General features: G+C 64.9%; 15 protein-coding genes and 1 tRNA gene. 13 read left to right on the top strand and 3 right to left on the bottom strand.

What is annotated here, in order from left to right; genetic code table 11:
- Positions 1-30: 30 nt before the first annotated feature.
- Entirely contained in the window at positions 31-1629 is a 1599-nt protein-coding gene (gene tig / locus FG486_RS07130) for a trigger factor (RefSeq protein WP_181267053.1), read from the bottom strand.
- A gap of 67 nt (positions 1630-1696) precedes the next feature.
- Positions 1697-1781 (bottom strand) — tRNA-Leu (locus FG486_RS07125).
- Positions 1782-1908: 127 nt separating this feature from the next.
- Here FG486_RS07125 and FG486_RS07120 point away from each other — a divergent pair.
- Positions 1909-2094: a hypothetical protein gene (locus tag FG486_RS07120; protein WP_066278843.1), complete on the top strand. Its 186-nt coding sequence runs from the start codon at positions 1909-1911 to the stop codon at positions 2092-2094.
- A 9-nt stretch (positions 2095-2103) separates the two neighbouring features.
- Here FG486_RS07120 and FG486_RS07115 read toward each other — a convergent pair whose 3' ends face one another.
- Positions 2104-5034, bottom strand: coding sequence for a M16 family metallopeptidase (locus FG486_RS07115; RefSeq protein ID WP_181267052.1), 2931 nt, complete (start codon positions 5032-5034; stop codon positions 2104-2106).
- Between the two features lie 119 nt (positions 5035-5153).
- Here FG486_RS07115 and FG486_RS07110 point away from each other — a divergent pair, with 119 nt between their 5' ends.
- The 12 genes from FG486_RS07110 to FG486_RS07055 all read left to right on the top strand — a co-directional run bounded on the left by FG486_RS07110 (position 5154) and on the right by FG486_RS07055 (position 15013).
- The gene (locus FG486_RS07110) at positions 5154-5729 is read left to right on the top strand and encodes a NifU family protein (protein ID WP_137776114.1); all 576 of its coding nucleotides are present in this window, start codon (positions 5154-5156) and stop codon (positions 5727-5729) included.
- Positions 5730-5766: 37 nt separating this feature from the next.
- Entirely contained in the window at positions 5767-6366 is a 600-nt protein-coding gene (locus FG486_RS07105; RefSeq protein ID WP_181267051.1) for a malonic semialdehyde reductase, read from the top strand.
- A gap of 12 nt (positions 6367-6378) precedes the next feature.
- Positions 6379-7023, top strand: coding sequence for a tRNA (adenosine(37)-N6)-threonylcarbamoyltransferase complex dimerization subunit type 1 TsaB (gene tsaB / locus FG486_RS07100; RefSeq protein WP_181267050.1), 645 nt, complete (start codon positions 6379-6381; stop codon positions 7021-7023).
- Between the two features lie 2 nt (positions 7024-7025).
- Positions 7026-7547: a GNAT family N-acetyltransferase gene (locus FG486_RS07095; protein WP_181267049.1), complete on the top strand. Its 522-nt coding sequence runs from the start codon at positions 7026-7028 to the stop codon at positions 7545-7547.
- 167 nt (positions 7548-7714) lie between these two features.
- A complete protein-coding gene (locus tag FG486_RS07090; protein ID WP_060977412.1) occupies positions 7715-8143 on the top strand; it encodes a Ros/MucR family transcriptional regulator in 429 nt (142 codons plus the stop codon).
- 196 nt (positions 8144-8339) lie between these two features.
- On the top strand, positions 8340-8762 hold the full coding sequence (locus tag FG486_RS07085; RefSeq protein ID WP_060977413.1) for a Fur family transcriptional regulator: 423 nt from the start codon (positions 8340-8342) through the stop codon (positions 8760-8762).
- A gap of 8 nt (positions 8763-8770) precedes the next feature.
- Complete coding sequence (locus FG486_RS07080; protein WP_181267048.1) at positions 8771-9610, top strand: lysophospholipid acyltransferase family protein; 840 nt, start codon at positions 8771-8773, stop codon at positions 9608-9610.
- A gap of 12 nt (positions 9611-9622) precedes the next feature.
- The gene (gene miaB / locus FG486_RS07075; protein WP_181267047.1) at positions 9623-11002 is read left to right on the top strand and encodes a tRNA (N6-isopentenyl adenosine(37)-C2)-methylthiotransferase MiaB; all 1380 of its coding nucleotides are present in this window, start codon (positions 9623-9625) and stop codon (positions 11000-11002) included.
- Entirely contained in the window at positions 11002-12099 is a 1098-nt protein-coding gene (locus tag FG486_RS07070) for a PhoH family protein (RefSeq protein ID WP_241695650.1), read from the top strand. Before miaB ends, FG486_RS07070 begins: the two co-directional genes overlap by 1 nt.
- Before the next feature lie 112 nt (positions 12100-12211).
- Positions 12212-12718, top strand: a complete 507-nt coding sequence (gene ybeY / locus FG486_RS07065; RefSeq protein ID WP_181267046.1) for an rRNA maturation RNase YbeY — start codon at positions 12212-12214, stop codon at positions 12716-12718.
- 63 nt (positions 12719-12781) lie between these two features.
- Positions 12782-13711: a hemolysin family protein gene (locus FG486_RS07060; protein WP_066277979.1), complete on the top strand. Its 930-nt coding sequence runs from the start codon at positions 12782-12784 to the stop codon at positions 13709-13711.
- Positions 13712-13831: 120 nt separating this feature from the next.
- Positions 13832-15013, top strand: a complete 1182-nt coding sequence (locus tag FG486_RS07055) for a glycosyltransferase family 4 protein (RefSeq protein WP_066277976.1) — start codon at positions 13832-13834, stop codon at positions 15011-15013.
- Positions 15014-15015: the final 2 nt, after the last annotated feature.

The raw sequence follows: 15015 nt of genomic DNA, 5'->3' as shown, positions 1-15015 counted from the left end.
GGGCTTTGCTCTGTTCTCAGCGCAGAAGGCTCAGGCCTTCTTGGCAGCGGCCTTTTTCGCCGGGGCCTTCTTGGCAGGCTTTTCGGCAGCTTCTGCGGCTTCTGCCGGAGCCTCTTCCTTCTTCGCGGCTGCCTTCTTGGCCGGAGCCTTTTTGGCGGGCTTGGCTTCTTCAGCCGCTTCAGCCGGAGCGGCTTCGGCGTCCTTCTTCACCGCAGCCTTTTTCGGCGCGGCCTTCTTGGCCTTGGGCTTTTCGTCGTGGCTGTGGTCATGGCCGCAATCGGGACCATGGACATGGCCGTCCTCGTCCGCCTCGATCGCCGCTTCCAGCTCCTCGCGGGTGACCTTGCGGTCGGTGATCGTCGCCTTGTCGAACAGGAAGTCGACGACCTTGTCCTCATAAAGCGGCGCGCGCAGCTGGGCAGCGGCCATCGGCGTGTTGCGGATATATTCCGCGAAGCGCTGACGGTCTTCCTGGCGATACTGCTGCGCGGCCTGCGCGATCAGCATGTTCATTTCCTGCGCCGACACCTCGACGCCATTGGCCTGGCCGATCTCGGAGAGCAGCAGGCCGAGGCGCACGCGGCGCACCGCGATCGCGTGATATTCGTCGCGGTCCTTTTCCATCTCGGCGCGAGCAGCCTCGACATCCTCTTCCTGCGCGGCTTCCTGTTCGAGCTGCGCCCAGATCTGGTTGAACTCGGCTTCGACCATCGAGGGCGGAACCTCGAAGTCATGATTGGCGGCCAGCTGGTCGAGCAGGCGGCGCTTCATGTGCGTGCGGGTCAGGCCGTTCAGTTCCTGCTCGAGCTGGCCCTTGATCAGGCCGGTCAGCTGCTCGAGGCTTTCGAGGCCGAGCGACTTGGCGAAATCGTCGTCGAGCTTGGTCTCGCCCGGCTTCTTCACCTCGCCGACGACGATGTCGAAGGTCGCGGCCTTGCCTGCGAGATCCTTGGCACCGTAATTTTCGGGGAAGGTCACGTTGATCACGGCTTCGTCATTGGCCTTCAGGCCGACGAGCTGGTCCTCGAAACCGGGGATGAGCTGGCCCGAACCGATGACCACGGCCATGCCTTCGCCCTTGCCGCCTTCGAACGGCACGCCATCGACCTTGCCTTCGAAGTCGATGACGACCTGGTCGCCTTCCTTGGCCTTGTAGCTCTTGGGCGCGGTGTCATAGCTCTTCTGGCCGTCGGCGATGCGCTGCAGCGCCTCGGTCACGGCTTCCTCGGCAGGCTCGACCGTCAGGCGCTCGAGCGTGATCGAATCGATCGCCGGGGTGGGAACCTGGGGCAGCACTTCGAGCGAGACCTTGACCTCGGCATCCTTGCCGGCGGCATAATCCTCATTGAGGTCGACCGAGGGCTGGATGGCGGGGCGCAGATTGTTGTCGCGGATCGCCTTGTCGACGCTTTCCTGGATCGTCGCGTTGAGTGCATCGGCGTGAATCGATTCGCCGTGCATCTTGCGAATCAGGTTGGCGGGCACCTTGCCGGGGCGGAAACCGGGCATGCGCACCTGCGGCGCGATCTTCTTCACCTCCGCATCGACCCGGGCGTCCAGATCCTTGGCGGGGATGGTGATGGTATAGGCCCGCTTCAGGCCCTCGTTCAGCGTCTCGACAATCTGCATCGGCTTAAACTCTTGTCTTTCCATAATAAGAAAGGGCAATCCCACCCTTTCCCGGCCATCCATGCGATGGTGCGGGCGAAGGGACTTGAACCCCCACATCTTTCGATACCAGAACCTAAATCTGGCGCGTCTACCAGTTTCGCCACGCCCGCGTCGCGGTAATCAAGCGTGCGCGTCTAAAGAAGGTTGCCGCAAAGGGCAAGGGGGCGCATCCCGCGCGATGTCTCCCCCGCAACCGCTGTACCGGCGGCGCGTAGGTCGAACGAAAGGAGCCTTTTCATGGCCACACGTCCCGACGACCCCAAGATCCCCGCCCCCGACCGAATCGAGCCGCAGAGCCCGCCCGAACTGCCGGTCAATGAGCCGCCGATGGAAGACCCGGTGCAGCAGCCGCCCGAGATCGATCCGGTCGGCCCGGATATCGTCGAGCCCGGCCGCGGGCCCGACGAGATGCCGACGAGCTGATCGGCCGCATCACCGACCCGAGGGGGCAGGTGCCTCCTCGGGCAGCACCACGAACGACCAGGCCTTGTCGCGCAGCAGATATTTGGCGGCAAGCGCCTGCATCTTTTCAGGCGTAGTCACCGTGTAATCGGGCAGGATCGTGCGCAGCGCCGAAATCCGGCGCGGATCGCGCGTGGCGCCCTGCAGCTGGTTGAGCCAGAAATTGTTGCCCGTGCTCGCGCGCGAGACGAGCTGCCGCAGCGGTTCGGTCGCACGAGCCAGTTCGTCCGCATCCACCGGCTTTGCCGCAAGATCCGCCGCGATGGCATTGGCGATCTCGAAGAACTTGGCGACATTTTCCGGCGCAAGTTGCCCGATCACGCCGATATAGCCGCCCTGGTCGAAGGCGATCGGCCAGTTGTTGACCACCTGAGGTGCATAGCTCGCGCCGGCTTGCGCCCTCAACTGGTCGAACAGACGGCTGTTGAAGATCGCGGTCAGGATCTCGAGCTGGCGGCTTTCCTGCACGCCCTCGAGCCCGCCACCGGTCGGCCAGCCGATGAACGCCGCCGCCTGATCGGGCGCGCCTTCGTGCCGCACGACCACCGGCTCGCTGTTCGGCGCCGGGAAGCGCACCGTCGAGGGGCCCGCCACCACCGGCACCGGCTGGCGTGGCGGCAGCGCACCAAAGGTCTTTTCCAGCGCGGCAATCGCCTCTGCCCGGTCGAAATCGCCGAACAGCAGCACCTCGATCGGCCCCTGTTGCAGCAGCGGTTCCCAGGTCGCACGGAACGCCTCGGGGGTCAGCTGCGCGGCTTCTTCCGGCCCCGGCACCTTCCAGCGCGGATCGCGGTCGCGGGTGAGATAGTTGAGATCGCGTTCCAGCACGGTCTGCGGCGACATCGAGAAGCTGCGATAGGCAAGCTCCGTCCCCGCCTTGGCGCGGCGGACGGGGTTCGCATCCCAGCGCGGCGCGGCCAGCTTGGTCGCGAACAGCTTGAGCTGGTCCTCCAGATCGGCGCGGCGGGTGTCGGCGGAGAACGAGAACGCGTCGTTCTCGACGTCGAAGCCGAAACCGATGCGGCGGCCATTGGTCAGCCGGTCGAGCCCTTCCTGGCCGATCTCGCCGATGCCGCTCGCCACCAGTGCCGATTGGCCCGCCCAGACCAGCGACGGCTTGTCCGCCGGAAATGCCTGATAGCCGTTGCCGAAGCGGATCTTGACCATGATCTTCGAGACTTCGGCGTCATTGGGATAGAGGATCGCCTTCACCCCGTTCGACAGCTCGATCATCTCGATGTCGAGCAGCTGGAGATCGGTGGTCGCCGCGACCGTGCCCGGCGCGCCAAGCTTTGGAAGATCATCGAAGGTTACCTTGGCGGCAGCGAGACGCGCGCTGGCATCGGCGCTGACATCACGCGTCAGCGCCGCGTTGAGCAGTGCTTCGCCATTGTCGACCGGCTTGGGCGAGACCAGGATCGCGCGGGTGGTGACGCCGGTAAACTGGCGCCGGGTCGATTCGAGCAGCCTTTCGGCCGTGTACAGGTCCTTCATGCCACGGAACACGTCCAGCGCGGTCTGCGGCGAGGCGATGGTCTCGCGGATATCGACCGCGCCGACGATATCGTCGGCCTGCTTGGCCCCCGCCTCGGTCGCGGCGCTTTCGACGCGCACCGCCAGCGCGGCATCGAACTCGGCCATCTCGCGCGCGATTTCCTCGGGCGTCGGCGGGGTGGCGAGCGCGTCGGCGAGCACGCCGCGCACATCGGCGAGCGCCGCCTGCCAGTCGTCACCAATCGGCACGACAGAAATGAACGTGCCATCGACCGAACGGCTGACATCCTCCTGGTTGACCTGCGCCTGCAGGAAGCTGCCGCCGCCGCGCGCCCGGCCTTCGAGTCGGCGGTTGATCAGCTGGGTCGCGACCAGATCGATCAGCAGCTGCTGGTTATATTCGATCGTGTCGTTGACCGGCTTCCAGGGCCTCAGGATCGCCATGCTGATGAGATAGGGGAAGCCCGGCTCGACGATCGTTCGCGCGATCGGAAGCTTGGGATCAGGCGCACCGAAACCGGGATAGGGCGCCTGCTTTCCGGCAACCTTCCAGTCGCCATAATAGGTCTTGATCAGCTGTTCGAGCGTCGCCGGATCGACATCGCCCGCGATCGAGATCACGGTGTTCTCGGGCCGGTACCAGCGCTGGTGAAAGGCGCGCACCGCCTCGGACGTCGCCGCGTTCAGCGTCTCGATCTTGCCGATGGGGGAGCGTTCGGCGAGCTTCTGCCCGGCGAAGAACAGGTTGCGGGTTGCATCGCCGACGCGCACCTGCGCGCCCGACCGTTCGCGCAATTCGGCCATCACCACCGGCACCTCGGCCTTGACCGCATCTGCGGTGAGCCCCGGCTCGCGGATCATGCCCGACAGGATCTTCATGCTCTCGTCGAGCCCGGCGGGGGTCGCGGCGGGCAGGTCGAGCTTGTAGACGGTGTGCGTCGGCGTGGTTTCGGCATTGCTGTCGCTGCCGAAGCTCGCGCCCAGCCGCTGCCAGATGCGGATCGCCTCGCCATCGGGGACATATTTGGAGCCGCGGAAGGTCAGATGCTCGAGCAGGTGCGCATAGCCCTGTTCGGGATCGGTCTCCATCATCGACCCGGCATCGATGCGCACGCGGATCGCCACCTGGCCCGGCGGCACGCCGTTGCGGCGGACGGCGTAGCGAACGCCGTTGCTCAGCTCGCCGAAAGTCCAGCCCTTGTCGACCGGCACGTTGCTGCCCTTGTACAGCCAGGGGGTCTTTTCGCCCGGCTCCAGATTGGGCGGACGCAGCGGCTTGCCATTGGCATCCTTGCCGCTGGCGACCGGTTCGCCGGGCAGATTGGCGAGCAGCGGCGGGGAGATTACCAGCGAAAGCGCCGCCAGAGCAGCGGCCACGGGCGCACAGCGCATCAGGGGAAAGGTCATGCGCCGATGTATAGGCAGCGCCATCCTGACTGGCCAGTGAATATGGCATGCACAGCGACGCAGGGGGCATCGACAAAATCGGCCTTGCGCCCGGCCCTGCGCTGCACCAGATAGCCTGCATGCTGATAGAGACCGAAACCACGCCCAACCCCGCCACGCTCAAGTTCCTGCCCGGACGCACGGTCATGGAAATGGGCACCCGCGATTTCGCCTCGCCCGAAGAGGCCGAAGCGTCGCCACTGGCCGAAGCGATCTTTTCGCTCGGCGATGTCACCGGCGTGTTCTTCGGCCACAATTTCATCTCGGTGACGTCGGGGCCCGGCGCCGACTGGTCGAGCCTGAAGGGCGACGTGCTTTCGGTGCTGCTCGACCATTTCTCCGCCGACATGCCGCTGTTCCGCGCCGCCAGCGCTGCGGGCATCTCGGTTCCGCCCGAGGATTCCGACTGGCCGAGCAATCCCGAGGACGCCGATATCGTCGCGCAGATCAAGGAACTGATCGAGACGCGCGTGCGCCCTGCCGTCGCCAATGACGGCGGCGACATCGTCTATCGCGGCTTCGACAAGGGCGTGGTCTATCTGCAGATGCAGGGTGCCTGTTCGGGCTGCCCTTCGTCGAGCGCGACGCTCAAGCACGGCATCGAATCGCTGCTCAAGCATTATGTGCCCGAAGTGACCGAAGTCCGCGCCGCCTGACGGCTCCTCTTCCTCCCCAGACCCAGAAAGCTCTCCCATGTCCGCACCGCTCGACGATGCCGCGCTTGACCAGCTGTTCCGCACCGCGCGCACCTATAACGGCTATACCGACCAGCCGGTGAGCACAGAACAGCTGCACGCCATCTGGGACCTGATGAAGATGGGCCCGACCTCGGCCAACATGCTGCCCGCGCGTCTAGTCTGGTGCGTGTCCGACGAGGCCAAGCAGAAGCTCGCCGCCTGCTGCATGGAGGCCAATGCCAAGAAGATCCTGGCCGCGCCAGTCAGCGTCGTCATCGGCATGGACCTGGAATTCCACGAGCTCTTGCCCGAACTCTTCCCGCACACCGACGCGCGCAGCTGGTTCACCGGCGATGACAAGGCCGAATTCCGCCGCATCTCGGCGTTGCGCAATTCCTCGCTGCAGGGCGCCTATTTCATCCTCGCGGCGCGCGCGCTGGGGCTCGATACCGGTCCGATGTCGGGGTTCGACAATGCCGCGGTCGACCAGGCCTTCTTCGCCGACCAGCCCCATGTGAAGTCGAACTTCATCTCGACGCTGGGCTATGGCGACCCGTCGACGATTTTCGGTCGCAGCCCGCGTCCGGGTTTTGACCGGTTCAACACAATCAGCTAGCGGCCATCGGGTATGCTGCCCGATCATGAAACATTGCTGGTCATCGATACCGCGACCGAAGCCTGTTCGGTGGCGTTGTTCGAGGATTCCGAACTGATCGCCAGCGACCATGCGGTCATGGGCCGCGGCCATGCCGAAAGGCTGGTCCCGATGATCGCCGCGCTGCCCGATCGCGGCCGCGCCAGGGCGATTCTGGTCAATTGCGGCCCGGGCAGCTTTACCGGCGTGCGCGTGGGCCTGGCGGCAGCACGCGCGCTGGGTCTTGCCTGGGGCGTGCCGGTAAACGGCTATTCGACCCATTCGCTGGTCGCCGCGATGGCGTTCGAGGCGCATCCCGACGCCCAGGCACTCGATGTCGCCATGACCGGCGGCCATGGCGAATATTTCGTCCAGAGCTTCGCGCGCGACGGCGCAGCGCTGAGCGCGCTCGGCTCGCTCCCGCCCGAGGCGGCAAGCGCGGCGTGCGTGCACGACCTGGTGGCTGGCAGCATGGCCGAGCCGCTGGTGGCCGCGCGCGGTCACGGGGTGGCATTGACGCTGCTGCCCGATGCCAGGCGCGCGCTGTTGCTGCCTGCACCATCGCGCGGGCTGACGGCCGATCCGGTCTATGGTCGCGGCGCCGATGCCAAGCCGATGGCCGTGCAGGGCACTGGCTGACCATGCCCCAGGACGACCCATTCGCGCCGCGTGCGGCTCCGGCCTTTCAGCTCCTCGCCGGACTGGCGGCAGAAGATGCGATCGGACCCGTCATGCACATCATGCAGCAGGCGTTCGATCCGCTCTATGGCGAGGCCTGGAACCACAGCCAGACCCGGTCGATGCTGGCGATGCCGCTCACGCATGTGCTGCTGCTCGAGATTGCCCCCACGACGCCCGACACGGCAGGCGAGCCGGTCGGTTTTGCCATGACCCGGCGCGTGGCAGAGGAAGAAGAACTCTTGCTGATCGCGGTCGCCCCAAATTGGCGTCAATTTGGCGCTGCGACCACACTCCTGAATCAAGTGGTTGAAAATTCGCGTCAAGCCGGCGTGTCGCGACTCCATCTCGAAATGCGGTCAAATAACCCTGCCATTCATCTTTATTCAAAATTCGGCTTTCAATCCGTAGGTTTACGGAAAGGTTACTACAAAGGTGCCGGTAGTCATCACTACGATGCACTCACGTTAGCGCTCGACTTGTAAAAAATAGAATCGCATTTATCTGCCAAAAATGTTAGCATTCACTATCCGTTTTTTGTGATAGACTTTAGCTATTGACGGGGATGATTTGCCCTTGCATACCGCCGGTGCCCTGCCACTTTGCGGGATTAGTGGTCGCACACTAGAACAAGAAAAAGGGATGAAGGACGATGGCAGAAGCAGAACTTGATATGCGTGAAACGCTCATTACGCTCACGGCGGATATTGTCGCTGCGCATGTAAGCAACAATAGCGTGTCGGTTTCCGATATTCCCGGCCTGATCGAAAATGTTCATCGCGCGCTGAATAGCCTGACGCCCGGAGAAGCCGCGGCCGAGCCTGAGCTGCCCGAACCCGCAGTCTCCGTACGCGCGTCGGTCAAGCCGGATTACATCATCTGTCTGGAAGACGGCAAAAAGCTGAAAATGCTCAAGCGCCATCTGATGACCCACTACAACATGACGCCCGAGGAATATCGCGCGCGCTGGAACCTGCCCGCCGATTACCCGATGGTTGCACCCAATTACGCCGCGACCCGCCGCGAGCTCGCCAAGAAGATCGGCCTGGGCCGCAAGCCTGGCAAGCGGACAGGCAAGTAATCCTGGGGCCAAGCCGGCGCAGCGGCAGCTAATCGCTGATCCGGAGCCATCCGGCATCGCGAGCGGTTGCATTTGCGGCATGGCACGATAAATTGGCTGGAAGGCGCAAGGGACCTGTCCCGGCGCCCGCCAGCCATCGCCTTTCATCATGCGGCGGACTGGCCTCAACCAGCAACGGCATTGCAAAAGGGGCAGCATGCGCCAGAAAATCGACCTGGAGGCGTTGTGCGCCGATCGTGGTCTGCGGATCACCGATCAGCGGCGCGTGATCGCGCGCGTGCTGTCCGAAGCCGATGATCATCCCGATGTCGAGCGGCTGCATGAACGTGCCTCGGCCATCGATCCGCGCATCTCCATCGCGACCGTGTATCGCACCGTGCGGCTGTTCGAAGAGGCCGGCATTCTCGACCGGCACGATTTCGGCGATGGCCGCGCGCGCTATGAGGCTGCGCCCGAAGCGCATCACGACCATCTGATCGATGTCGAGACCGGCAAGGTGCTAGAGTTCGTCGACCCCGAGCTCGAGGCGCTGCAGAAGCTGATCGCCGAGAGACTTGGCTATCGGCTGGTCGACCATCGCATGGAGCTTTACGGCGTCGCGCTCGACCGCAAGGATTGAGCCTTTCCATGAGCGAGGCCAGCCCGGCGCCCGCACCGCCGCCGCCGCTCTATCCCGATACGCCCGATATGGCGCATCTGCACTGGCGCGATCCGGGGCTGATCGGGCGCGTCCGGCTTGCCTTGCGCGTGCTGCTGATCGTGCTGATGCTGATCGTCTGCGTGCCGCTCTATTATGTCTGGCGCACGCTTCGGCTCTCCAATCCCTGGCCCAAGCTGTTCCTGCGCGGCGTCGGGCGCGCCTGCGGGGCGAAGGTCCGCGTGGTCGGCACCCCGCTCAAGCGCGATGTGTTCTATATTGCCAATCATCTGAGCTGGCTCGACATTCCGGTCATTGCCGGGCGCAACGGCAGTGCATTTGTGGCGCAGGACGGGATCAAGAGCTGGCCCGTCATCGGCTGGCTGTGCAATCTCAACGACACCGTGTTCGTCTCGCGCACCAACCGGCTCGGCATTGCCGGTCAGATCAACGAGCTGCGCGATGCGCTCGCCGAGACCTGGGCGATCACCATCTTTCCCGAAGGCACCACCACCGATGGCAGCAAGCTGCTGCCGTTCAAGTCACCGCTGCTTCAGGTGCTCGATCCGCCGCCGCCCGGCGTGCTCGTCCAGCCGATCTATCTCGATTACGGCGCCCAAGCGCATGACATCGCCTGGGTGGGCGAAGAAACCGCGCCGAACAATGCGCTGCGGCTGTTCACCCGGCAGGGCAGCTTCTGGGTGACGATGCATTTCCTCGAACCGTTCAGCCCGGCCGATTTCCCGGGGCGCAAGGCGATCGCGGCCGAGGCGCGGGCGAGGATCGATGCGGCGCTTTGTGCTTCCTTGGGGCGCGAACCGGCTGTATAGCCTTTGGCATTCATGACCCACAGCATCGATACATCGCCCGTGCCCGCCCCCGAATCCGCCGGGGACGCGCCCCGCCGCTATTTCGTGACCTCGTTCGGCTGCCAGATGAACGTCTATGACGGCGAGCGCATGGGCGAGATGCTCGCCGCGCAGGGCATGAGCCAGGCCGAAAGTCGCGACGAGGCCGATCTCGTCATCCTCAACACCTGCCATATCCGCGAAAAGGCGGTGGCGCGGGTCTATTCCGACATCGGCCGCCTCAAGCGCGAGGACGGATCGAAGCCGATGATCGCGGTCGCAGGCTGCGTCGCCCAGGCCGAGGGCGAGGAAATCGCAAAGCGCGCACGCAGCGTCGATATCGTCGTCGGACCGCAGGCCTATCACCGGCTGCCCGAGCTGATCGAGCAGGCGCGGCGCGGCGAAACTGCGATCGATACCGACATGCCCGCAGCCACCAAATTCGGCGCGCTGCCTGATCGCGCGCGCCAGCAGCGACCATCGGCGTTCCTGACGGTGCAGGAAGGCTGCGACAAGTTCTGCACCTATTGCGTGGTGCCCTATACGCGCGGCGCGGAAATCAGCCGCCCCTATGCCGATCTGGTGGCCGAGGCGCGCGCGCTGGTCGAAGCCGGGGTGAAGGAGATCACGCTGCTCGGCCAGAACGTCAACGCCTGGACCGGGCAGGACGACAGGGGCCGGGCCAAGGGGCTCGAAGGGCTGATCGAGGCGCTGGCCGACATGGCGGGGCTCGAGCGCATCCGCTATACCACCAGCCATCCCAATGACATGACCGACGCGCTGATCGCGGCGCACCGCGACATCCCCAAGCTGATGCCGTACCTTCACCTGCCCGTGCAGGCAGGAAGCGACCGCATCCTGAAGGCGATGAACCGCAGCCATACAGCGGCGAGCTATCTCAAGCTGATCGACCGGATCCGCGCCGCGAAGCCCGATATCGCGATGTCGGGCGATTTCATCGTCGGCTTTCCCGGCGAGACCGAGGCCGATTTCCAGGCGACGCTCGATATCGTGCGCGACACGAACTACGCTCAGGCGTTCAGCTTCAAATATTCGCCCCGCCCCGGCACCCCCGCCGCCGATATGGAGGATCAGATCGCGCCCGAGATCATGGACGAGCGGCTGCAGCGCCTGCAGGACCTGCTCAACAGCCAGCAGCACGCCTTCAACATGGCCACGGTCGGCAAGCGCATGAAGGTGCTGCTCGAACGCACCGGTCGCAAGCCGGGCCAGCTGGTGGGCAAGTCGCCCTGGCTGCAATCGGTGCACGTGACCGACGAAAGCGCGAAGATCGGCGACCTGATCGAGGTCGAGATCGTTTCAGCCGGACCCAACAGCCTGGCGGGCGAGCCGCTGGCACTGGTGGCGGCCTGATGGCGCACAAGAAGGGTAGCGGCGGACGCGGCGGCGATTCGACCAAGTTTCGCGGCAAGCGCGACCCGCAATCGACGCAGCTGTCTCCGGTCTATGGCAGCGACTTTCCGTTCAATCGGCCCGAGCCCGCCAATAAGGCGCGGATCGGGGTCGAGTTCGACGAGCCGACCTTGCTCGGCCCGCTGTTCGGCCAGTTCGACAAGAATCTGGTGGCGATCGAGAACCGGCTGGGCGTGTATATCCAGGCGCGCGGCAACCGCATCCAGATCGAGGGCGAGGCGGAAAGCGCGGCGCGCGCACGCGACGTGCTGGTCGGCCTGCACAAAAGGATCGAACAGGGGCTGGATATCGACGAGGGCGCGGTCGATGCGCTGATCACCATGTCCGCCGAACCGACGCTGGAAGGCATCGTGCGGAGCGAGGTGGCCGATCCGCCAGCGATCATGATCCGCACGCGCAAGAAGACGATCGTGCCGCGTTCGGCGACGCAGACCGAATATATGCGCTCGCTGGTGCGCGACGACGTGATCTTCGCATTGGGGCCTGCGGGCACCGGCAAGACCTATCTCGCGGTGGCGCAGGCGGTGAGCCAGCTGATCACCGGCACCGTCAACCGGCTGATCCTGTCGCGCCCGGCGGTCGAGGCGGGCGAGCGACTGGGCTTCCTGCCCGGCGACATGAAGGAAAAGGTCGATCCGTACCTTCGCCCGCTCTACGACGCGCTCTACGACACGCTGCCCGCCGAACAGGTCGAGCGGCGGATTGCCAGCGGCGAGATCGAGATCGCCCCACTCGCCTTCATGCGCGGGCGCACATTGGCGGACAGCTTCATCATCCTCGACGAGGCGCAGAACACCACTCCGGCGCAGATGAAGATGTTCCTCACCCGCTTCGGCATGAACAGCCGCATGGTGATCTGCGGCGACCCCAAGCAGGTCGACCTGCCCGGCGGCGTCGGAGCCTCGGGGCTCGCCGATGCGGTCGGGCGGCTCGAGGGCGTGCAGGGCATCGGCACCGTGCGCTTCACCACAGCGGACGTGGTGCGCCACCCGATCGTCGGGCGCATCGTCGAGGCCTATGAGGGCAAGGATGCGTGATTAGCCACAGGCACGTTAACCTCTGACCCACCCCGTTTGTCCCGAGCGAAGTCGAGGGACGCAGCGCAACGTCCCTCGACTTCGCTCGGGACAAACGGAGGGGGATAGCCCCATGATAGAAACCGAAACCTCCATCGACCCCATCTGGCCCGGCGATACCGACTGGGAGGCGCTCGCTGCGCGCGCCATTTCCGCAGCATTGGCCGTCAGCGCGCAGGGGTCGCTCGCCAGCGCGCCGTTCACCGTCTCGGTCAGCGTGCATTTCGGCACCGATGACGAGGTGCAGGCGCTCAACCGCGATTATCGGCACAAGGACAAGCCGACCAATGTGCTGTCCTTTCCCATGATCGATCCCGACGATTTCACTGCGCTGGCGAACACCGGCGCCGACGATTTTGGGGGCGAGGTGCTGCTCGGCGACATCATGCTCGCCTATCAGACCTGCGCGCGCGAGGCGGAGGAAAAGGGCATTGCGCTTGGCGCCCATGCCACCCATCTGGCGCTGCACGGCATGCTCCACCTGCTGGGGCACGACCATATCGACGAGGCCGATGCGGAGATCATGGAAGCGCTGGAGGTGAAAGCGCTTGCCAATCTGGGCATCGACAATCCATATTAGCAGTGCAAGTTCAGATGCTGCCTTCCCATCAAATCCAAGAGCGGGGTTAAGATTCAGCCAGTCATGGCAGACGGAGACAGTAATGGCGGGGGGAAATCCACCGCACAAGACGAAGGTTCGGGGCGAATATGGCGGGGCTTGAAGGCCCTGCTGTTCGGAGAACAACACGACCAGTCGTTGCGCGCCCAGCTTGAAGAGGCGATCGACGAGCACGAGGATGATGACGATGCCGATGGTGCATCGTCGCGTGGCGACCTGTCGCGCATCGAGCGCGAGATGCTGCGCAACCTGCTGCATTTCAGCGAGCATGATGTCGACGATGTCGCGGTGCCGCGCAGCGACATCATCGCGATCGACCGGCACGCGAGCTTCGACGCGCTGGTCCAGATCTTTGCAGAGCACGGGCACAGCCGCGTACCGGTCTATGACGGCTCGCTCGATCACATCGTCGGCATGGTGCACATCAAGGACGTCTTCCCGATCATCGCCGCCGATGGCCCGCGCCCGGACAGCTGGGAAAATCTGATCCGCCAGCCGCGTTTCGTGCCCGAAACCATGGGCGTGCTCGACCTGCTCGCCGAGATGCGCCAGACGCGCACGCACCTCGCGATCGTCATCGACGAATATTCGGGCACGGAAGGGCTGGTGACGATCGAGGATCTGGTCGAGGAAATCGTCGGCGATATCGAGGACGAGCATGACGACGAGCCCGAAACGCTGGTGACGCCCGGCGAGAACGGCGCCTGGGAGGCCGATGCCCGCGCTGAACTCGCCGATGTCGCCAAGCTGGTCGATGCGGCGCTCGGCGAGATCGACGACGAGGTCGATACCTTGGGCGGGCTGGCCTTCATGCTGGCGGGCGAGGTGCCAGCTCCCGGACGCATGCTCGAGCATGACAGCGGCTGGCGGCTGGAGATCGTCGACGGCGACGAGCGCCGCGTGACGCGCATCCGCCTGCTGCCGCCGCCCGAGCCGGTCGCGGCGGAAGCCTGATCGGGCCCTCATCTCAATGACCCGTCATTCCCGCCTTCGCGGGGGTGACGAAGGGGAAGTTGAGTGCAAATCCCGCAAATACTGGCTTTTGCATCAAAGCGGGCCTAAGGCGGGCCGATCATGGACATTTCCGATCTCCGCATTGCGCTGTTCAGCGGCAACTACAATTACGTGCGCGATGGCGCGAACCAGGCGCTCAACCGGCTGGTCGGCTGGCTGCTCGACAATGGCGCGCAGGTCCGCGTCTATTCGCCGACCACGAAAACCCCCGCGTTCGAGCCGGCGGGCGATCTGATCAGCCTGCCCTCGCTGCCGATCCCCGGCCGCGCCGAATATCGCGTGACGACGATCCTGCCGCCCAGGATCAAGAAGGACCTGAACCGGTTCGCACCCAATGTCGTGCACATTTCCAGCCCCGACAGCGCCGGGCATAGCGCCGTGCGCTGGGCGCAGCGGCACAATATCCCGGTGCTCGGATCGGTGCACACGCGGTTCGAGACCTATCCGCGCTATTACAACATGGCGTTTCTCGAGCCGGTGCTCGAGGCCATCCTGCGCCGCCTCTACCGCAAGTGCGACGCCATTGTCGCGCCGTCCGATTCGATGGCGCAGGTGCTGCGCGAACAGCGGATGAGCTATGATGTCGGCATCTGGTCGCGCGGGGTGGACAAGCACATCTTCAACCCCGGCATGCGCGACATGGACTGGCGGCGCTCGCTGGGCCTGGCCGACGACGTGCCGGTGATCGGCTTTCTCGGGCGGCTGGTGATGGAAAAGGGGCTCGACGTCTTTTCCGATTCGATCGACCGGCTGGTGCGGCGTCAGGTTCCGCATCAGGTGCTGGTGGTGGGCGAAGGGCCCGCGCGCGGCTGGTTCGAATCGCGGTTACCCGGGGCGGTGTTCGCAGGCTTTCAGGGCGGCACCGATCTCGGCCGTGCGGTCGCGAGCATGGACCTGTTCTTCAACCCGTCGATCACCGAGACCTTCGGCAATGTGACGCTCGAGGCCATGGCCTGCGGCGTGCCCGTGGTCGCCGCCCGCGCGACGGGCAGCGAGAGCCTGGTCGAGCACAATGTCACCGGCCAGCTGGTGCGTCCCGGCGCGACGGTCGAGTTCGCCGATGCGCTCCAGGCCTATTGCGGAGACGCCGATCTGCGCGCACGCCATGGCCAGGCGGGCCTCAAGCGCAGCGAGAAATACAGCTGGGACCGGATCAACCGGGGTCTTGCTGAAACCTATATCCGCCTCATCCGCCAGCGCCAGTCGGGCAGCGGCGGCGTGCCCTATCGCGCGATTCGCTGATC

Source organism: Blastomonas ursincola (assembly GCF_013607875.1).
Lineage (GTDB): Bacteria > Pseudomonadota > Alphaproteobacteria > Sphingomonadales > Sphingomonadaceae > Blastomonas > Blastomonas ursincola.
This window is presented reverse-complemented; position numbering and strand designations above follow the sequence as displayed.